The sequence below is a fragment of the Franconibacter daqui genome (assembly GCF_014644275.1).
GTDB classification, from domain to species: Bacteria; Pseudomonadota; Gammaproteobacteria; order Enterobacterales; family Enterobacteriaceae; genus Franconibacter; species Franconibacter pulveris.
In genome coordinates this window covers 1-19,682 of record NZ_BMKJ01000005.1, presented here as the reverse complement: position 1 = coordinate 19,682, position 19,682 = coordinate 1, and the positions used below count along the sequence as shown (strand labels likewise).

General features: G+C 54.9%; 19 protein-coding genes and 1 rRNA gene. 9 read left to right on the top strand and 11 right to left on the bottom strand.

Annotated elements, in window-relative coordinates:
- Window positions 1–90: 90 nt before the first annotated feature.
- The 5 genes from rseC to rseD are packed head-to-tail and all read right to left on the bottom strand — an operon-like array spanning window position 91 to window position 2,881.
- Window positions 91–567 (bottom strand): SoxR-reducing system protein RseC, encoded by a 477-nt coding sequence (rseC, locus tag IEX01_RS15775; protein WP_024556610.1) that lies wholly within the window; start codon window positions 565–567, stop codon window positions 91–93.
- Window positions 564–1,517 (bottom strand): sigma-E factor regulatory protein RseB, encoded by a 954-nt coding sequence (gene rseB, locus IEX01_RS15770; protein ID WP_024556609.1) that lies wholly within the window; start codon window positions 1,515–1,517, stop codon window positions 564–566. The genes rseC and rseB overlap by 4 nt, the downstream gene beginning before the upstream one ends.
- Entirely contained in the window at window positions 1,517–2,170 is a 654-nt protein-coding gene (gene rseA / locus IEX01_RS15765) for an anti-sigma-E factor RseA (RefSeq protein ID WP_024556608.1), read from the bottom strand. Before rseA ends, rseB begins: the two co-directional genes overlap by 1 nt.
- A 31-nt stretch (window positions 2,171–2,201) precedes the next feature.
- Window positions 2,202–2,777 (bottom strand): RNA polymerase sigma factor RpoE, encoded by a 576-nt coding sequence (gene rpoE, locus IEX01_RS15760; protein ID WP_024553705.1) that lies wholly within the window; start codon window positions 2,775–2,777, stop codon window positions 2,202–2,204.
- Window positions 2,774–2,881 carry a rpoE leader peptide RseD gene (rseD, locus tag IEX01_RS15755; RefSeq protein WP_229701868.1) on the bottom strand — a complete coding sequence of 36 codons (108 nt, stop codon included), beginning with the start codon at window positions 2,879–2,881 and terminating at the stop codon, window positions 2,774–2,776. Before rseD ends, rpoE begins: the two co-directional genes overlap by 4 nt.
- Window positions 2,882–3,212: 331 nt before the next feature.
- Between rseD and nadB the strand changes: the two genes are divergently transcribed.
- A complete protein-coding gene (gene nadB / locus IEX01_RS15750) occupies window positions 3,213–4,832 on the top strand; it encodes an L-aspartate oxidase (protein WP_024556607.1) in 1,620 nt (539 codons plus the stop codon).
- On the opposite strand, the gene trmN is transcribed toward nadB, so the two are convergent.
- Window positions 4,817–5,554 carry a tRNA(1)(Val) (adenine(37)-N(6))-methyltransferase TrmN gene (gene trmN, locus IEX01_RS15745; protein WP_188724153.1) on the bottom strand — a complete coding sequence of 246 codons (738 nt, stop codon included), beginning with the start codon at window positions 5,552–5,554 and terminating at the stop codon, window positions 4,817–4,819. The genes nadB and trmN overlap by 16 nt on opposite strands.
- Before the next feature lie 130 nt (window positions 5,555–5,684).
- Between trmN and srmB the strand changes: the two genes are divergently transcribed.
- A complete protein-coding gene (srmB, locus tag IEX01_RS15740) occupies window positions 5,685–7,013 on the top strand; it encodes an ATP-dependent RNA helicase SrmB (protein WP_024556605.1) in 1,329 nt (442 codons plus the stop codon).
- 82 nt (window positions 7,014–7,095) lie between these two features.
- On the opposite strand, the gene grcA is transcribed toward srmB, so the two are convergent.
- Entirely contained in the window at window positions 7,096–7,479 is a 384-nt protein-coding gene (gene grcA, locus IEX01_RS15735; protein ID WP_024556604.1) for an autonomous glycyl radical cofactor GrcA, read from the bottom strand.
- A 306-nt stretch (window positions 7,480–7,785) separates the two neighbouring features.
- Here grcA and ung point away from each other — a divergent pair, with 306 nt between their 5' ends.
- Window positions 7,786–8,475 carry a uracil-DNA glycosylase gene (gene ung, locus IEX01_RS15730; RefSeq protein ID WP_188724152.1) on the top strand — a complete coding sequence of 230 codons (690 nt, stop codon included), beginning with the start codon at window positions 7,786–7,788 and terminating at the stop codon, window positions 8,473–8,475.
- Between the two features lie 30 nt (window positions 8,476–8,505).
- Here ung and IEX01_RS15725 read toward each other — a convergent pair whose 3' ends face one another.
- Window positions 8,506–9,543: a tRNA/rRNA methyltransferase gene (locus IEX01_RS15725; protein WP_188724151.1), complete on the bottom strand. Its 1,038-nt coding sequence runs from the start codon at window positions 9,541–9,543 to the stop codon at window positions 8,506–8,508.
- A 210-nt stretch (window positions 9,544–9,753) separates the two neighbouring features.
- Here IEX01_RS15725 and trxC point away from each other — a divergent pair, with 210 nt between their 5' ends.
- The 5 genes from trxC to IEX01_RS15700 all read left to right on the top strand — a co-directional run bounded on the left by trxC (window position 9,754) and on the right by IEX01_RS15700 (window position 15,499).
- Window positions 9,754–10,185 (top strand): thioredoxin TrxC, encoded by a 432-nt coding sequence (trxC, locus tag IEX01_RS15720; protein ID WP_024556601.1) that lies wholly within the window; start codon window positions 9,754–9,756, stop codon window positions 10,183–10,185.
- 69 nt (window positions 10,186–10,254) lie between these two features.
- On the top strand, window positions 10,255–10,956 hold the full coding sequence (gene tapT / locus IEX01_RS15715; RefSeq protein WP_188724150.1) for a tRNA-uridine aminocarboxypropyltransferase: 702 nt from the start codon (window positions 10,255–10,257) through the stop codon (window positions 10,954–10,956).
- Window positions 10,957–10,990: 34 nt separating this feature from the next.
- Window positions 10,991–13,651, top strand: coding sequence for a bifunctional acetate--CoA ligase family protein/GNAT family N-acetyltransferase (locus IEX01_RS15710; RefSeq protein WP_188724149.1), 2,661 nt, complete (start codon window positions 10,991–10,993; stop codon window positions 13,649–13,651).
- A 112-nt stretch (window positions 13,652–13,763) separates the two neighbouring features.
- Entirely contained in the window at window positions 13,764–15,119 is a 1,356-nt protein-coding gene (pssA, locus tag IEX01_RS15705) for a CDP-diacylglycerol--serine O-phosphatidyltransferase (RefSeq protein ID WP_188724241.1), read from the top strand.
- Window positions 15,120–15,175: 56 nt separating this feature from the next.
- Entirely contained in the window at window positions 15,176–15,499 is a 324-nt protein-coding gene (locus tag IEX01_RS15700; RefSeq protein ID WP_024556597.1) for a YfiM family lipoprotein, read from the top strand.
- On the opposite strand, the gene IEX01_RS15695 is transcribed toward IEX01_RS15700, so the two are convergent.
- Window positions 15,496–16,797, bottom strand: coding sequence for an MFS family transporter (locus IEX01_RS15695; RefSeq protein WP_188724148.1), 1,302 nt, complete (start codon window positions 16,795–16,797; stop codon window positions 15,496–15,498). The genes IEX01_RS15700 and IEX01_RS15695 overlap by 4 nt on opposite strands.
- A 152-nt stretch (window positions 16,798–16,949) precedes the next feature.
- Window positions 16,950–17,402 carry a DUF4385 domain-containing protein gene (locus IEX01_RS15690; RefSeq protein ID WP_188724147.1) on the bottom strand — a complete coding sequence of 151 codons (453 nt, stop codon included), beginning with the start codon at window positions 17,400–17,402 and terminating at the stop codon, window positions 16,950–16,952.
- A 162-nt stretch (window positions 17,403–17,564) separates the two neighbouring features.
- Between IEX01_RS15690 and IEX01_RS15685 the strand changes: the two genes are divergently transcribed.
- Entirely contained in the window at window positions 17,565–19,361 is a 1,797-nt protein-coding gene (locus tag IEX01_RS15685) for a thiamine pyrophosphate-requiring protein (protein WP_188724240.1), read from the top strand.
- 227 nt (window positions 19,362–19,588) lie between these two features.
- On the opposite strand, the gene IEX01_RS15680 is transcribed toward IEX01_RS15685, so the two are convergent.
- Window positions 19,589–19,682, bottom strand: a 23S ribosomal RNA gene (locus tag IEX01_RS15680); the annotation flags it as partial.

Sequence of the window (19,682 nt, the reverse complement as noted above, 5' to 3'; positions counted from 1 at the left end):
ACCAGAAAGCGGGGAAATGCTCATCCTGCAAGCATAGTCGCAACTTAATGCTGCGATAAACCGAGCGGTAACAAAAAGAAAAGCCGGCGATTACCGGCTTTCAGAGGAAGGCGTTTCAACACGCAAAATATCAGGCGGCAAGCCCACGCTCAGGATGACGGGCTGCCAGGATTCCCGCGAGCTCAATGTCGGCGAAAAACCACGCGCCAGCAAAAATCCGCCCACGCCGCCAAGGGCCGCGCCGCACGCCGCAGCGATGTCGCTGCCGAAAAGCGCCTGAAAAACCGCGGCCATGATGAACAGCCCCACAAGCGGCGACATATAAACCAGCAGCGCTGAGCCGAGCAGGCTGCTTTCCGCAATGCCTAACTCAACTTTTTGCCCTGGCGTTAACGGTTTTTCGCTCGGCACGGTAATGTAGTGCGTCGTCTGCGGGCCAAGTTTATTCAGCACGCGCGTACCGCAGCCCGCGCGGGAAGCGCAACTGCTGCAAGAAGCCTTTACGTCACAGCTTAAAACGGCTTCGCCGCCCTGCCACGATACCACCGTGGCCCATTCTTTAATCATTGTGTTGCCTTGAATTTAATGCTGCTGGCAATACGCTTAGCGGTTTGCGGCGGCAGTTCGCCGACCACGGTAATTTCCGCGTTGTCGCGCACTTCACTGCTGACCGTACGCCGCCCGGTACGCAACATCTGTTCTGCGCTGGTGCTGCTGGCGCGATTAATGTTAACCGAGAAACTGAATAAGCCGTCGGAATAGAGCCGGGATTCAACCGGCATATCTATGGTCGGCAAGGAGCGACGACTGCTGGAAACTTCAGAAAAGCCCTGCGGCAGCCAGGCTGGCGCCCAGTTGAACGTCACTTTCTCCGAGCCGGGAACCGACAGCAGCGGCGGCAAAGAGGCCTGCGCCAGATTTTGCATCATTGTGCCGGGCTTATCCTGAATGGTAAATGAAATCACGCGAAATTGTTCCAGCGTCTCGCCATCACGGTCCAGCAAATCGACGCGCAGCGGCAGCTTGCTCTGCGTATCCATCCAGACAATGTAGCTGTAACGCGTTCCGTCGCGCGCCACCACGCGGATAACTTCACAAAGCCGGTCGGCGATGCGGGTTCGGCCTACGGAGATAAAATCATAATATGGGGCCAGACGACGGAAGTCGGTATAGACCAATGACGGCAGCGAATCGACAATATAGTCGCCGTTAAGCGTGAACGGTTCGAGTCCCGGCTCGAAATAGCTGATTTCGTTACCACGCTGTACGACTTCACGGCGCGGTCCATCCATCTGCAGAAGTTGAGCCAGCGGTTTGTTATCAAGACGAGCATGGCGATAGCGGAGCGACTCCACGCCTTGCTTGTTAATGCTGATAAAAGCTAACTCGTAATTGAGTGACTGGCTAGCCAGGTTCATTTGCTGCAACAGCGCCTCTGACGAAGCATCCGCCGAGGCGCTGACAGAGAAGAACAGGCTGCCAGCCACAAGGGACATGGCGCACCAAAGTTGCTTCATTACTGCGATTGCGTTCCTAAAGTCTGGTTTCCTGGCACTTGCACAGCAGCCTGCTGCGTTTGCGCCTGCTCAAACTGGAGCTGTTCAGCGTGCAAACGACGCTGCAGTTCGTAATCCTGAAGCATTGCGTTTATGCGGCGACGCTGCTCCTGCACTTGCTGCTGTTGGCCCGTACTGGCGGTGCTCTCTGACGGCACGCCGAGGCTGACAGGACTGGCTTTACCCATCATTGGCAAGGTATTGAAGACGGGCGTTTCCGGCTGCGCCGTGCCTGCGTCCGGCGTACTGTTATAATGCTGAACGCCGACAATCACTGCCAGCGATACGCACGCCGCTACGCCAACCTGAGTAATCTGGCTCGCCCAGGGGCGCAACTTCTGCCAGAAACCCATTTTTTGCCAGTGGTGGGGGGTTGGTTGTGATTCAGGGATAAGCGGGGCTGCATGGCGAACCGGTTCGTTTTCAAGCGCCGCCATAACGCGCGCGGAAATGTCGAAGTGCATGACCTCGCCCGTATCACCGCGCAGCGTGTCGCGAATGAGATGATAGCTTTCCCATTTTTGCTGCAATGCCTCGTCTTTCGACAAGTCATTGAGCAACTCGCTATCCAGTGTTTCCCCGTCCATCAAAGCGGAAAGTTGTTCTTTCTGCATGCCTAATACCTTTTCCAGTATCCCGCTATCGTCAACGCCTGATAAGCGGTTGAACTTTATTATCAATAGCTTCCCGAGCACGGAAAATACGGGAGCGCACCGTACCGACCGGGCAATCCATGATAGCCGCTATCTCTTCATAGCTCAGGCCATCCAGCTCCCGTAACGTTATTGCCATGCGTAAATCTTCCGGGAGTGACTCAATGGTACGGAAAACAATTTGTCTCAATTCTTCAGACAACATTAAGTTCTCAGGGTTCGAAATTTCTTTCAGCGCGCTGCCGCTTTCGAAGTTTTCTGCGTCGTTGGCGTCCACGTCGCTGGAAGGCGGCCTACGCCCCTGAGCTACCAGATAATTTTTCGCCGTGTTGACGGCGATACGGTACAACCACGTATAAAAAGCGCTATCACCACGAAAGGAATCCAGTGCGCGATAGGCTTTGATAAAAGACTCTTGCACCACGTCAGGAACATCGCCTGAGGGAACATACCGGGAAACCAGGTTCGCTACTTTATGCTGGTAGCGAACCACCAGTAAATTAAACGCCTTCTGTTCTCCCTTCTGGACCCGTTCGACGAGGACCTGATCCGTTAACTGCTCGCTCATCCGAGGTAATGTCTCCCCAAACCTAATTTCCACGCGTAATCGAAACGCCACCCGAACTCTGCACTTATGAGCAAGCAGACGGTTAGAGTGTCGGTCCTCCGCATAGTTCCGTTACGCCTTTGTTTTTGTGCTCTGTTTTGCGGAAAGCGCTTTCTCATTCATTATATGTTCCGCCCGGAAAAAAGGGGCTGTTACGCACCGTAATATGCCGCACAGGGCGTTTGCAGAGTAACGCAACCCTGCTTTTATTTCATCTTTTAATCCAGAAGTGTGCGAAGCGCGGCAAAACAGGCCATTTTGCGCGATTGACGCCTTGTACAGCTCTTCAACGCCCTCTTGTTCAGCATCTGCAACCGTTTATAAAAAAAGCGTGCGCTTTTTAAAGCCGGAGTGCTATGCTGGCCCAACCTTGTTTAGTAAATTAAACACAGCATCATGAACACGACTACAGACCTTCATTGTGACGTGCTGATTGTCGGGAGCGGCGCAGCGGGACTTTCACTGGCGCTTCGTCTGGCGCAGCAGCATCAGGTTATTGTGCTAAGTAAAGGCCCGGTGAGCGAAGGCTCGACCTTTTACGCCCAGGGCGGCATCGCCGCCGTGTTTGATGAAACCGACAGCATCGCCTCCCATGTTGAAGACACCTTGATTGCAGGCGCAGGCATCTGCGATCGCGAAGCGGTGGAATTCGTGGCCAGCAATGCACGCCATTGCGTTCAATGGCTTATCGACCAGGGCGTGCTGTTTGATACTGAAATTCAGCCCAATGGCGAAGCAAGCTATCACCTGACGCGCGAAGGCGGCCACAGTCATCGACGCATACTTCACTCTGCGGACGCCACCGGTAAAGCCGTAGAAACCACGCTGGTCGGTCAGGCGCTGAGCCATCCCAACATCCGTATTCTTGAACGCTGCAACGCCGTTGATCTCATTATTTCCGATAAAATCGGGCTGCCCGGCACCCGCCGCGTGGTGGGCGCCTGGGTCTGGAATCGCAATAAAGAGCGGGTGGAAACTTGCCGGGCGAAAGCGGTAGTGCTGGCGACTGGCGGCGCCTCTAAGGTTTATCAATATACCACTAACCCGGACATCGCCTCCGGCGACGGTATCGCCATGGCATGGCGCGCAGGCTGCCGGGTGGCGAATCTGGAGTTTAACCAGTTTCACCCCACCGCGCTTTTCCATCCTCAGGCGAGGAATTTTTTGCTTACCGAGGCGCTGCGCGGCGAAGGGGCCTGGCTGAAGCGGCCGGACGGCAGTCGTTTCATGCCGGACTTTGACGAGCGCGCCGAGCTTGCGCCGCGCGATATCGTCGCCCGCGCGATTGATCATGAGATGAAACGCCTCGGCGCGGATTGCATGTATCTGGATATCAGCCATAAACCTGCTGAATTTATCCGCCACCACTTCCCCACCATTTACGAAAAGCTGCTGGGCCTTGGCATCGATCTCACTACCGATCCGGTTCCCGTGGTGCCTGCAGCGCACTATACCTGTGGCGGCGTGATGGTGGATGAGCATGGCCGCACGGATGTCGACGGGTTGTATGCTGTTGGCGAAGTGACCTACACCGGGCTGCACGGCGCTAACCGCATGGCGTCAAATTCTTTACTGGAGTGCCTGGTTTACGGCTGGTCGGCCGCAGAAGATATAAACAAGCGTATGCCTTATGTGCGCGGGGTGAAAGCGTTGCCCGCATGGGACGAAAGCCGCGTGGAAAACCCGGACGAGCTGGTTGTTATTCAGCATAACTGGCACGAGCTACGGCTTTTTATGTGGGATTACGTTGGCATCGTGCGAACCACCCGGCGGCTTGAGCGGGCATTACGCCGCATCACCATGCTTCAGCAGGAAATCGACGAGTACTACGCCCATTTCCGTGTTTCCAACAACCTGCTGGAATTACGAAACCTGGTTCAGGTGGCAGAGCTTATTGTGCGCTGCGCGATGATGCGTAAAGAGAGCCGCGGACTGCATTACACGCTCGACTACCCCGATGCCCTGCCCGACTCCGGTCCTTCCGTACTTTCGCCGCTGGTTCACATAAACAAATAGAAATCCTGGGTCAGGCCGCAATAAGCCTCGGAATAATGGTGGTCTGGCCCACGGATAATCAACCTGTCGCTAAAACTTTCGCCCGGGAAGGGTGAAAAAGCGAGCAGCACGCGGTGCGGCAACCGCTCCGGCGTTTCAGCGACATCCGTACGCAGCCGAAGGTGCCAACCCTGTTTTATCGCCTGTCGACTGAACGTCTCACCCACCTCTACGGGCAGGATGACGCAAAAAAAACCTTCTTCTGTGATTAACTGCGCCGCGCAGTTCAGCAAAGCGGTATGGTCGAGCGTTGTCGTATAGCGCGCCTGCTCGCGAGCCGGCGTTGCGCACTCAACCCCCTTCTCGTAATAAGGAGGATTACAGACGATAAGCTCATAGCGCTGCGTTTGCAGCTGCGACCAGGCCAGCGCGTCCGCATTATGGACGGCAAGGCGTTGCGCCCACGGCGAGGCCTGCGCGTTTTCGCGCGCCTGCTCTGCGGCTTCGGCATCCAGTTCCACCGCTTCAATTTGTACGGTTTGCGGCGTACGCTGGGCCAGCATCAGGGCGAGCAATCCGCTTCCTGCGCCGATATCAAGAACGCGCGTCACGCCGGCGACGGGCGCCCACGCACCCAGCAAGATACCGTCAGTACTGACTTTCATCGCGCAGCGATCGTGTGCAATAAAGAACTGTTTAAATGTAAACCCGTTACGGCGCAGCGGGGCTTTTGGCTCAGACATCTTCACTACCTGCTAACAAAACCGCTGTAGCATAGGGGAAAGCGACGCCCCGGGGAAGCGCTTCCCCCTGGAAAGGGATGAACATTACAGGCTGAACGTCTATAATCGGCGGCCCACACTGAGGTAGAAAATGACTGTAACCACTTTTTCCGAACTTGAACTTGATGAAAGCCTTCTGGATGCCCTCCAGGATAAAGGCTTTTCTCGTCCCACGGCTATCCAGGCCGCCGCTATTCCGCCTGCGCTCGAAGGGCGTGATGTGCTGGGTTCAGCGCCGACAGGCACCGGTAAAACGGCAGCTTATCTGTTGCCGGCGTTGCAGCATCTGCTGGACTTTCCCCGTAAAAAATCGGGACCGCCGCGTATTCTCATTCTGACGCCAACCCGCGAGCTGGCTATGCAGGTTGCCGAGCACGCTCGCGAGCTCGCCGCTCACACGCATCTTGATATCGCCACAATCACTGGCGGCGTTGCATATATGAACCACGCCGAAGTATTCAGCGAAAACCAGGATATCGTCGTCGCGACCACCGGTCGCCTGTTGCAATACATTAAAGAAGAGAATTTCGACTGCCGGGCTGTGGAAACGCTGATCCTCGATGAGGCGGACCGCATGCTGGACATGGGTTTCGCGCAGGATATCGAACACATCTCTGGCGAAACGCGCTGGCGTAAGCAAACCATGCTGTTTTCCGCCACGCTCGAAGGGGAAGCGATTAAAGATTTCGCTGAGCGTCTGCTGGAAGATCCGGTTGAAGTCTCCGCCACCCCTTCTGTTCGCGAACGTAAGAAGATCCACCAGTGGTATTACCGCGCGGATGATGTTCAACATAAAACCGCCCTGCTGGTGCACCTGCTAAAACAGCCGGACGTCAGCCGTTCTATCGTCTTTGTGCGCAAGCGCGAGCGCGTGCATGAACTGGCGGGCTGGCTGCGCGAAGCGGGCATCAATACCTGTTATCTCGAAGGCGAGATGGTGCAGGCTAAGCGTAACGAAGCGATTAAGCGCCTGACCGATGGTCGCGTCAACGTGCTTATCGCCACCGACGTGGCGGCGCGCGGCATCGATATTGCGGATGTCAGCCATGTCTTTAACTTCGACATGCCGCGCACGGCGGATACGTATTTGCACCGCATTGGTCGTACAGGCCGCGCCGGGCGTAAAGGCACCGCGATTTCGCTAGTGGAGGCTCATGACCATCTGCTGCTTGGCAAAGTTGAGCGGTATGTCAAAGAGCCGCTGAAAGCGCGCGTTATCGACGAACTGCGCCCGACAACGCGCGCGCCGAGCGAGAAGCTCAAGGGCAAACCGTCGAAGAAAGTGCTGGCAAAACGCGAAGAGAAGAAAAAAGAGAAAGAAAAAGAGAAGCCGCGCGTGAAAAAACGTCATCGCGATACTAAAAATATCGGCAAGCGTCGCAAACCCAATGCGGCAGCAACGACGGGCAGCGAAGAGTAATCGTCTGTTAAGAAAAAACCGCCTGTTTTACAGGCGGTTTTTTTATGGCTGCCGACGAAGAGCCCCCTCGTCGTCCGGCAGATTACAGGCTTTCTGTAAAAGTACGGGCAATAACGTCGCGCTGCTGTTCAGGCGTCAGAGAGTTAAAGCGCACCGCATAACCAGAAACGCGAATAGTCAGTTGCGGATATTTTTCCGGATGCTTAACGGCATCTTCCAGCGTTTCGCGGCGCAGTACGTTGACGTTCAGATGCTGACCGCCTTCCACGCGTACTTCCGGCTTCACTTCCATCGGTACTTCACGGTATTCAAACTGGCCAAGTTTGCTTACGGCGACGACTTCATCTTCTGCAAACCCTGCTTTCGCGCAAACGCAGCGTGCTTCGCCTTTTTCATTGTCCAGCAGCCAGAAAGAGTTCAGCAGGTCGTCGTTCGCGGCTTTAGTGATCTGGATACCCGTAATCATATGATGCCTCCCTATGGGCTTAGTCTTTGATTATCATCAGCCAGCGTTGGCTAATTGGTAAAACCATTGTTGATGGGTTGTTTTATATACCAACAGCGGGGCATTATTCTTTGATTAAAATCAACAAAAACCACATAGAAAAAGCGGGCATAAAACCAAGGATTTGTTTTATATCAACTTAGGCAGCCAACAAGACGGCCAGAGAAGTGTAAATTTTCATCCGCGTTCGCCTCTGGCTTCCGGGAAATTTTGTTCAGATGAAATAAGCAGTTAAGCTTAGGGAAAGAAAATTCGCAGGAGAGCGAGATGGCTGACAAACTCACCTGGCACGACGTGCTGGCCGAAGAGAAACAGAAACCCTATTTCCAGAACATCCTGACCACCGTAGCCGCCGAGCGCGAAGCAGGCGTAACTATCTATCCGCCGCAAAAAGATGTGTTCAATGCTTTTCGCTTTACGGAACTGGGCGACGTAAAAGTGGTTATCCTTGGACAGGATCCTTATCACGGCCCGGGGCAAGCGCACGGGCTTGCTTTCTCCGTTCGCCCGGGCGTAGCGCCGCCGCCTTCGCTGGTGAATATGTATAAAGAGCTGGAAAAGTCGATTCCGGGCTTTGAACGCCCGACGCATGGCTATCTGGAAAGCTGGGCGCGTCAGGGCGTTATGCTGCTCAATACCGTATTGACGGTTCAGGCGGGTAAAGCGCACTCACACGCGAATCTCGGCTGGGAAACCTTTACTGATAAGGTCATCTCGCTTATTAACGAGCATCGCGAAGGCGTGGTATTTCTGCTCTGGGGCTCGCATGCGCAGAAGAAAGGCGCGATTATCGACCGTCAGAGGCACCATGTTTTGCAGGCGCCGCACCCGTCTCCGCTTTCCGCCCATCGCGGTTTCTTCGGCTGCGGTCATTTCGCCAAAACCAATGAATACCTGATGGCGCATGGACAAAAGCCCATCGACTGGGAACCGACGCTGCCCGCCGAATCGGAATAGCAAAACGCCAGCTTACGCTGGCGTTTTTTATCAGGCTTTGTTCTGTCGCCACCACTCGGCAAGCAGGACGCCGGTCGCTACCGAGACGTTCAGGCTCTCAACGTTACCGGTGCCATCAATCGAGAGACGCAGATCGGCATTAGCGAACGTGGTTTCTGAAATCCCCTCGCGCTCCTGGCCGAGCACCAACACCATTTTCTTCGGCAGTTGCGCCTGGAAAAGCGGCGTGCCTTTGTGGCTGGAAGTAGTAACGATAGCGTAACCTGCGCGGCGGAACTGCTCGAGCGTGTCGTTAAAGCTGTCGCCGGTTATCGCTTCTACATGCTCTGCGCCGCCTTCAGCGGTGCGCACTGCTGCGCCGGATTCAAGCAGCCCGGCATCCTGCACCACCACGCCCTTCACGCCGAAATGCGCGCAACTGCGCACGATTGCGCCGAGGTTATGCGGGTTGCCGACATCTTCCAGCGCCAGGACGCAATCTTCTTCGCCGCTCTGGCTCAGCCACTGGTTAACCGACAGGCCATTGCGTTTTTTGATGAGAAAACAGACGCCGCCATGGTGCTCGGTGCCGGACGCTTTCGCCAGCTCCGCTTCGTCCACCACATGATAGGCCTTGCGGTTAGCCGCCATCCAGCGCAGCGCCTCTTTAAAACGCGGCGTTACGCTCTGGATAAACCAGGCGCGGACAATGGCTTCCGGACGGCTCTGGAATAACGCCTGGCAAGCATTTTCGCCATAAACGCGAGTCTCTTCGGCGCGCTGGCGGCGCAGCACTTCCGGATCGATAAAACTTTTACCGCTGATGCCGCCGTGATCGGGTTTCGCCGGCGCATCATCGCCTGGCGCGCGGGATACGGTGCGCCATGGTGAAGCGTTGCGGTTGCGGTCGCGCGCGCCGCCTTTCTCGTCGCGCGGCGCGCGGCGGCCGCCTTCAGCGCGGGCAGAGCCAGACGGACGTCCGCCTCCTTTTCCGGTGCGCGGATTCGCGCCACGTTTATCGGCATTGTCGTCACCGCGAACATACATCACTTTGACCTTGCCGCCTTTACCTTTTAAATCGTCATTCATGCTTTTCTCCACCAGCGCTGCGCGAAGCGCGAAGATTACCCGATGTATCCCCGCTGCGCCATGTTCTTCGCGCAAAAGCTAATAACTATTGTACTCATTGGATAAAACACCTGGTCGCCGGAAACAACTTCTCAGATAATATGCAACAATATTGAAACATAACCGACATGCCCTGCCGGTTCCTGTAAACCTGTTTCCCAGAGGTCTGTTATGAATACCGTTTGTGCCGCCTGCCAGGCTATTAACCGCATTCCGGAAGACCGCCTTGAAGATGGCGCGAAATGCGGTCGCTGCGGCCATGAGCTGTTTGACGGCGAGGTTATCAATGCCACCAGCGAAACTTTCGACGCCCTGTTGAAAGACGACCTGCCGGTAGTGGTTGATTTCTGGGCCCCGTGGTGCGGCCCTTGCCGCAACTTCGCGCCGATTTTTGAAGACGTGGCTGAAGAGCGCAGCGGTAAAATCCGCTTCGTGAAAATCAACACCGAGGCGGAACGTGAGCTTAGCGCACGTTTTCGCATCCGCAGCATTCCGACCATTATGATGTTCAAAAACGGCCAGCTCGTTGACATGCTTAACGGCGCGGTGCCTAAAGCACCGTTCGACGTCTGGCTAAACGAAGCCGTCAACGAAGCCGTGTAACCGCAACGGGGCGCAAAATTTGCGCCCCGTTTTCCCCTCTGCGACAATGGCGTTTTTGCCAGGCCTTCCATGACCGACAACGCTGTTCTTCGCTTACGCGCCGAGCGCCTCGCGCGCGCCACTCGTCCTTTTCTTGCCAGGGGCAACCGTATCCGCCGCTGCCAGCGCTGTCTGTTGCCGCTTAAGCAATGTCTGTGCGCAACGTTGCAGCCCGCGCAGGCCCGCAGCCGCTTTTGTCTGGTGATGTTTGACACCGAGCCAATGAAGCCCAGCAATACCGGCCGATTGATAGCCGATGTGTTGCCGGATACCGAAGCCTTTCAGTGGTCGCGCACCGAGCCGCCTCAGGCGCTGCTTGATCTGGTCGCTAACCCTGACTATCAGCCGATGGTGGTTTTTCCTGCGTCTTATGCCGATGCGGGCCGGGAAGTCTTAACCACCCCGCCCGCTGGCGGCAAACCGCCGCTGTTTATTATGCTCGACGGCACCTGGACCGAAGCGCGGAAAATGTTTCGTAAAAGCCCTTATCTGGACGCGTTGCCGGTCATTTCGGTCGACCTTTCCCGCGTTTCCGCCTATCGCCTGCGTGAAGCGCATGCAAAGGGACAATACTGCACTGCCGAGGTCGCGGTAGCCCTGCTCGATCTCGCCGGCGACATGGCGGCGGCAAAACGCCTAAGCGATCATTTTGCGCTGTTCCGCGAACGCTATCTCGCAGGAAAACCCCACCATCAGGGAAGCGTCACAGCAGAAGCGACAGAAAGCGTTTAAAATCATCGGGTCACTTTGCCCTGCGGAGAAGAAGATGAGCCAACGTGGACTGGAAGCCCTGCTACGCCCGAAATCCATCGCCGTGGTAGGCGCGTCGATGAAGCCGGATCGCGCGGGTTATCTGATGATGCGCAATTTGCTGGCGGGCGGATTCAACGGCCCGGTATTGCCAGTCACGCCCGCCTGGAAAGCGGTTTGCGGCGTCCTTGCCTGGCCCGATGTGGCGAGCCTTCCTTTTACGCCCGATCTCGCTGTGCTTTGCACCAATGCCAGGCGAAATCTGGCGCTGCTGGAGGCGCTGGGAGAAAAAGGCTGTAAGACCTGCATTATTCTCTCTTCGCCTGCGGAGCAGCACGCAGACCTGCTGGCCTGCGCGGCGCGTTTTCAGATGCGTTTGTTAGGGCCAAACAGTCTTGGTCTGCTCGCCCCCTGGCAGGGCCTGAACGCCAGCTTTTCCCCGGTGCCGATCCGTAAAGGCAAGCTGGCGTTTATTTCGCAGTCCGCCGCCGTTTCCAACACTATCCTCGACTGGGCCCAGCAGCGCGAAATGGGGTTCTCCTATTTTATCGCGCTTGGTGATAGCCTGGACATTGATGTCGACGAGCTGCTTGATTACCTGACGCGGGACAGCAAAACCAGCGCCATTTTGCTCTACCTGGAGCACCTGAGCGACGCCCGGCGTTTTGTTTCCGCCGCCCGTAGCGCTTCCCGTAATAAACCTATTCTGGTGATTAAAAGCGGACGTAGCCCGCAGGCGCGGCATCTTCTTCGCACGCCTGCCGGGCTGGATGCCGCCTGGGATGCCGCCATTCAGCGCGCCGGCCTGTTGCGCGTTCAGGACACGCATGAGCTCTTTTCAGCCGTCGAAACGCTCAGCCACATGCGCCCGCTGCGCGGCGAACGGCTGATGATTGTCAGCAACGGCGCGGCCCCGGCGGCGCTTGCGCTGGATGAACTGTGGTTACGCAACGGCAAACTGGCAACACCCGGGGAGGAGACGCTTGCCCGTTTGAAAACGGCGCTGCCAGCGGGCGTTGAGCCTGCCAACCCCCTTGATTTGCGAGATGACGCTACGCCTGAGCGCTACCTGAAAGCGATAGAAGCGCTGCTTGATAGCCACGATTATGACGCGCTGATGATCATTCACTCTCCCAGCGCCGCAGCGCCGGGCAGCGAAAGCGCGCGCGCGCTTATAGACCTGCTCAATCGCCATACGCGCGGCAAGTACGTTACGCTCATCACCAACTGGTGCGGCGAGCACTCTTCGCAAGAAGCGCGAAGACTCTTTAGCGATGCCGGCATTCCTACTTACCGCACGCCGGAAGGGGCAATAACCGCCTTTATGCATATGGTGGAGTATCGCCGCAATCAGAAACAGCTGCGCGAGATCCCGGCCCTGCCCGTCAACCTTACGACCAATACCGCCGATGCCCATCGCTTGCTGCAACAGGCGTTAGAAGACGGGGCTACCCGGCTTGATACGCATGAAGTGCAGCCTATTTTGCAGGCCTACGGTCTACAGACTTTGCCGACCTGGATTGCCAGCGACAGCGCCGAAGCGGTGCATATCGCTGAGCAGATTGGCTACCCGGTGGCGCTGAAGCTGCGCTCGCCGGATATTCCGCATAAGTCGGAAGTCCAGGGTGTAATGCTTTACCTGCGCACGGCAAAAGAGGTGCAACAGGCGGCGGATGCTATCCTCGATCGCGTAAAAATGACCTGGCCGCAGGCGCGCATTCACGGCCTGTTGGTGCAAAGCATGGCAAATCGTGCGGGCGCGCAGGAGTTGCGGGTTGTGGTGGAGCATGACGAGGTATTCGGACCGCTGATTATGCTGGGCGAAGGCGGCGTAGAGTGGCGCCCTGAAGAACAAGCCGCTGTAGCGCTGCCGCCGCTTAACATGAACCTGGCGCGTTATCTTGTTATTCAGGCGATTAAAAAGGGTAACGTTCGCGGGCGCAGCGCGCTTCGCCCGCTTGATATTCCCGCGTTGAGCCAGCTACTGGTGCAGGTTTCTAACCTGATTGTGGACTGCCCGGAGATTGACCGGCTGGATATTCACCCGCTGCTCGCCTCCGCCAGCGAGTTCACCGCACTTGACGTTACGCTACAAATTAAGCCTTTCACAGGCGACCCGGATGGACGGCTGGCGGTTCGCCCCTATCCGCATCAGTTTGAAGAATGGGTAGAAATGAAAAACGGCGAAAGATGCCTGTTCCGCCCCATCCTGCCCGAAGATGAACCGCTGTTGCAGCGCTTTATCGCTCAGGTCACAAAAGAGGATCTCTACTACCGTTATTTCAGCGAGATCAACGAATTTACCCACGATGACTTAGCCAACATGACGCAGATCGACTACGATCGAGAAATGGCTTTCGTCGCCGTGCGCAACCAGAACAACGAAGCGGAGATACTTGGCGTTACGCGCGCCATATCAGACCCGGATAACATTGATGCGGAATTTGCGGTACTGGTGCGTTCGGATCTCAAAGGCCTTGGGCTTGGCCGCCGTTTGCTGGAAAAGCTGATTGTTTATACTCGCGAGCATGGCCTGCAACGGTTAAACGGCATTACCATGCCGCATAATCGGGGCATGGTGGCGCTGGCCAGAAAACTCGGATTTAAGGTGGATGTTCAGTTGGAAGATGGCATTGTCGGCCTGACATTACCACTGTCGCAGGAAGCCGAGTCGTGAGTAAGGTGCTGGAAATAGTGACCACTTTCCCGGACAGTAGTGATATTATCGTCCACTTCTGTCGTCTGTTTTGCGCAGAAGACCATCCTATTCAGAGAAGATATGCACTGTGATGTTGTCTAAATTTAAACGAAACAAACATCAACAACACCTTGCCCAACTACCGAAGCTTTCTCAGTCAGTTGATGATGTCGAGTTTTACTTTTCCCCCGCCGATTTTCGGGAAACCCTGTTGCAAAAAATCGCGGCGGCAACCCAGCGTATCTGCCTCGTCGCGCTCTATCTTGAGCAGGACGACGGCGGCAAAGGCATTCTTTCCGCCCTGTATGAAGCAAAGCGCCAGCGTCCTGAACTGGAAGTAAGCGTCCTTGTAGACTGGCACCGCGCCCAGCGCGGACGCATCGGCGCGGCGGCATCGAATACCAACGCTGACTGGTATTGCCGTATGGCGAAGGAAAATCCAGGCGTCGAAATCCCGGTTTACGGCGTTCCTGTTAATACCCGCGAAGCGCTGGGCGTGCTGCACTACAAAGGCTTTATTATTGATGACGGCGTGTTTTACAGCGGCGCCAGCCTGAATGATGTTTATCTGCATCAGCACGAAAAATACCGTTACGATCGCTATCACTGGATCCGTAACGCAGAGCTTGCCGATCAGATGTACTTTTGGGTGCAGCAGCATCTGGCTGCAGGCCGTGCGGTAAATCGTCTGGACAACCCGGGTCGTCCGAAGAGTCCGGAAATCAAAAACGATATCCGTCTGTTTCGCCAGGAATTGCGCGATGCGGCGTATCATTTTCAAGGGAATGCGGATAACGAACAACTGGCGGTAACGCCGCTGGTTGGGCTGGGCAAATCCAGCCCGCTCAATAAAACCATCTTCCATCTCATGCCTTGTGCGGATCAGAAGCTGGTTATCTGCACTCCCTATTTCAACCTCCCTGCCGTTTTGGTACGCAACGTTATCCAGCTGCTGCGCGATGGCAAACAGGTAGAAATTATCGTCGGCGACAAAACCGCTAACGATTTCTACATTCCTGAGAATGAGCCTTTTAAAATCATTGGCGCGCTGCCCTACCTCTATGAAATCAACCTGCGCCGTTTCTTAAACCGCCTGCAGTATTATGTCAACAGCGGACAGCTGGTGGTGCGCTTATGGAAAGATGAAGATAACAGCTATCACCTGAAAGGCATGTGGGTGGATGATGAATGGATGCTGCTTACCGGCAACAACCTTAACCCACGCGCATGGCGGCTCGACCTGGAAAACGCCATTCTTATCCACGATCCCAGGCAGCAACTGGCTGCAATGCGCACTAAAGAGCTGGAGCTTATCCGCACCCATACGGTAGTCGTGAAGCATTACCGTGAGTTACAAAGCATCGCAGATTATCCGGTAAAAGTTCGTAAGCTGATTCGCCGCTTACGGCGTATTCGGATAGACCGGCTGATTAGCCGCATTCTGTAACTTTCAACTATAGTGAAAAGCCCTGCCCGTCAGGGCTTTTTATTGGGACAGGCTGTATGCGTTTTCTTTTACTCATCAGCACGATGCTGTTAACTGGCTGTACCCATATGGCGCAGGACGCCTGGTCGGGTCAGGATAAAGCTCAGCATTTTCTCGCCTCTGCCATGCTTTCTGCTGCCGGAAACGAGTTTGCACAACATCAGGGAATAAGCCACGATCGCGCCGCTGCCGTGGGTGTCATGTTCTCCCTTTCTCTTGGCGCAACAAAAGAATTTTGGGACAGCCGCCCGGCGGGCAGCGGCTGGAGCTGGAAGGATTTTGCCTGGGACGTAGCCGGCGCGACGACCGGCTATACAATCTGGCAGTTAGCCGAACATTAAAGCCGCATGCCCTTTCCTTTACGGTGCAATTTGAGCGAAACCAGCAGCGCAATCGCGCTCATTACCGAAACGTACCAGAAAAAGGCGGTTTCCGAGCCCAGCGATTTTAGCGAAAGGGCGACATATTCAGCCGACCCGCCAAACAGAGCGTTTGCAACGGCATAAGATAGCCCTACTCCTAAAGCCCGCACCTGCGCCGGGAACATCTCTGCTTTCAAAATGCCGCTTATTGAGGTGTAAAAGCTGACAATCAGCAAAGCGAGGATCACCAGCCCAAAGGCGGCATAAGGCGAGGAGACATGCTGCAACGCGGTGAGGATAGGCACGGTACAAAACGTGGCGAGCACGCTAAAGCAGATCATAGAGTTACGACGGCCGATTTTATCGGAAAGCGCGCCAAAAAACGGTTGCGCCAGCATGTAGACAAATAACGCCGCCGTCATCACGCCGCTTGCAACATTAGCATGCATGCCGGCGGTATTGACCAGATACTTCTGCATGTAAGTTGTGAAGGTGTAAAAACTCAGCGAGCCTGCAGCAGTAAAGCCCAATACCATCAGGAAAGCGCGTCGGTTGCGCCATAACCCTTTCAACGACCCGGCTTCCTTCAGCGCACGCGTCTCCTGCTGCGAGGTTTCCTCCAGCGAACGACGCAGCCACAACGCCACAATCGCCAGCCCGGCGCCCAGTGCAAACGGAATACGCCAGCCCCAGGCGCGTAAATCGCTGTCCGCTAACGTCTGCTGTAAAACAACCAACACCAGCAGCGCCAGCAACTGACCGCCGATAAGCGTGACGTACTGGAAAGAAGCGTAAAAGCCTTTACGTCCCTCTATTGCCACTTCACTCATATAAGTGGCGCTGGTGCCATACTCGCCGCCAACCGAAAGCCCCTGAAACAGACGCGCCAACAACAGCAGCGCTGGCGCCCAGGTGCCAAGCACGTCATAACCCGGCAGGCAGGCGATGACGAGCGAGCCAAAGCACATCATGCAGACGGAAATCAGCATGGAAGTTTTACGTCCATGCTTATCTGCAATATAGCCACACATCCATCCCCCGATTGGGCGCATCAAAAAACCTGCGGCAAAAATGCCTGCGGTTTGCAGAAGCTGGGTGGTGCTGTTGCCGGAGGGGAAGAAGATGTGGGCGAAATAGAGCGAGCAGAACGAATAGACATAAAAATCGAACCACTCCACCAGATTACCGGATGAAGCGCCGACGATAGCCCAGACGCGACGACGAGTATCCGATGACGTCAGCGCCGTTTTCTCCGAACGGGCGGTTACTTCTGTCATTTTTTTCTCCTGTCTTTCATTACGGGAAAACCAACCCGTAAAATGCGGATCCGTAGCTTGCGCCCGCATTAAAGGTAAATAAAGTGTTAATTATTTGTTGGCTATTGATTCTGTGAAGCGCAGAACATTTTACGTCCCCTGAAAGAGTCTGCTTATCCCCATTTTTCTTGATGTGCTTTTTTACGACGAAGATAATCTTCATCGGCACGTATGCGATCCCACCACGTCTTAAATACCGCCGCTGCCGCTGCTTTAACCGGATCGTTGCCGCGCGGCATTAACTCACGCTTTTCATCATATTTCTTACCGCCTTTGTAATTGGCGTAGCGCCGTGCGCGGGTATACCCCATTTGAATAAATTTCCGCGCCATATCCATGCCAACAAAGTCATCTTTTTCCCGGTATTGCTCAAACAGCGCATAAATTTTCTCCGCTGACTTTTGAGCGGACTCCGGATCCTTATAACGCCACCAGGGCAGAATTTCACTCTTATAAGGCTCAACCAGCAACACACCCTGCTCGCCCCGTCCTACCTGATACAGCTCAGGATGCTTGCGAAAATCGGTATTAGTAAAATCCTGCTGGTAATCAAATTCTTTGCGCACCGGCGGCTCTCCGTTGTGATTGTTCTTTTAACCATAGCAGCCTTCGGAGAACTCCCCCTTTTTCGCCCATTTGCTTTAAGTGAACTATTCTCGAACAGACTAAAGGTTCGAGCGCAGCTCAGGCTGAACGCCGTCACGTACCACCTGAAGCGAGGCAAAATAATGACGAAGATGACGAGTGACTTTTTTGTAGAACGGTTAAAAGCATGGGGAGTAACCCGGATTTATGGCTATCCGGGCGATGGAATAAATGGCGTGCTCGGCGCGCTGCAGCGTGCAGAGAAAGCAGGCAACGGCATTGAATTTATTCAGGTGCGGCATGAAGAGATGGCCGCATTTATGGCCTGCGCTCACGCTAAATTCACCGGCGAACCTGGCGTTTGTCTCTCAACAGGCGGCCCTGGCGCGACGCACTTACTGACAGGGCTGTATGACGCACGAATGGACCATATGCCGGTCATCGCCATCGCGGGTCAGGCGGAGGCAACGGCCCGCGGCGCCACATATCAACAGGAGCTTAACCTCGACCGCGTATTCAGCGATGTAGCAAGCTTTGTACAGGAAGCGGCGACGCCCTCACAGGTTCGCCATCTGGTGGATCGGGGGGTGCGTATTGCTACCGCTACCAATGGCGTAACGGTGCTTATTCTGCCAAAAGATATTCAGGATGAAGAGTGGCAAGAACCGCAGCATGCGCATGGTTTTACGCATTCAGGCCCCGGCTATCAACGCCCGCATGTCATCCCTCATCAATACGATCTGCAGCGCGCTGCTGATATCCTTAACGACGGTAAAAAAGTTGCGATATTGATTGGCGCTGGCGCGCGCGAAGCGGCGGTGGAAGTGGTTCAGGCAGCTAATTTGTTGGGCGCAGGTGTAGCTAAGGCTTTATTAGGTAAAGATGTTTTGCCCGATGATGCTCCGTTTGTAACGGGCTGTATAGGATTGCTCGGTACCGAGCCGTCGTGGGATCTCATGCAGGAGTGCGACACGTTGCTCATGATTGGCACCGGCTTTCCCTGGGCAGAATTCTTGCCAAAAGAAGGCCAGGCACGTGCCGTCCAGATCGATATCGATCCCTCCATGCTGGGATTACGCTATCCTACCGAAGTTAATCTGCATGGCGACGCCGTCAGTACCTTACAGGCTCTGCTGCCGCTGCTTAAACGTAAAGAAGACCGCTCATGGCAGGAAAAGATTGCTGTTTCCGTACAGGAGTGGTGGAAAAAAATGGAAGAACGGGCAATGGCGAAAGCCAATCCGGTTAATCCGCAGCGCGTGGTATGGGAAATGTCGCCGCTGTTGCCTGATAACGCCATCGTCACTTCTGATTCAGGTTCATGCGCTAACTGGTATGCCCGGGACTTTAAAGTGAAGCAGGGACAGCGTTCTTCATTATCAGGCGGGCTTGCCTCTATGGGCGCAGCAGTGCCCTACGCTATTGCTGCTAAGTTTGCGTTTGCGGAAAAACCGGTTATCGCCCTGGTAGGCGATGGTGCGATGCAGATGAATAACCTTGCTGAGTTAATTACGATTCAAAAATACTGGAAAAGCTGGTCCGATCCGCGTCTGATTGTATGCGTATTCAACAATGGCGATTTGAACCAGGTGACGTGGGAACAACGTGTAATGGAAGGGAACCCCCGTTATGAAGCAACGCAGGATGTGCCGGATGTTCCTTATGCTAAGTTTGCTGAATCTATTGGGCTAAAAGGTATTTTTGTTGACGATCCCGATAAACTGCATGAGGCGTGGACCGAAGCGTTAGGGGCCGATCGTCCTGTAGTGCTGGAAGTGAAAACAGATCCTGAAGTTGCTCCACTACCGCCGCATATTACGCTTCAGCAGGCAAAATCATTCATGTCTTCTATGGCCAAAGGCGACCACTCCGCAGGAAAAGTCATTAAAGACACGGCGCAGCAGATCATCAATACTGTGCTGCCGGGCAATAAAGAGTAAACAGTTATCTTCTGTTGTACTAAATCTCAATAACCACTCATTCGAGTGGTTATTTTCTTGCTCTTCCAGTAATAGAATGTTGTAACTAAATAACAGCAATACCGCTGAAAAGCAAAAAGCCCATCCGTGAGGATGGGCTTTTCACCTGCACTCACCGCTTTCGCCATGAGTGCTTATCCGTCACAAGCTGAATTTCTCAAATCACGCCAAAACATCTTCGGCGTTGTAAGGTTAAGCCTCACGGTTCATTAGTACCGGTTAGCTCAACGCATCGCTGCGCTTACACACCCGGCCTATCAACGTCGTCGTCTTCAACGTTCC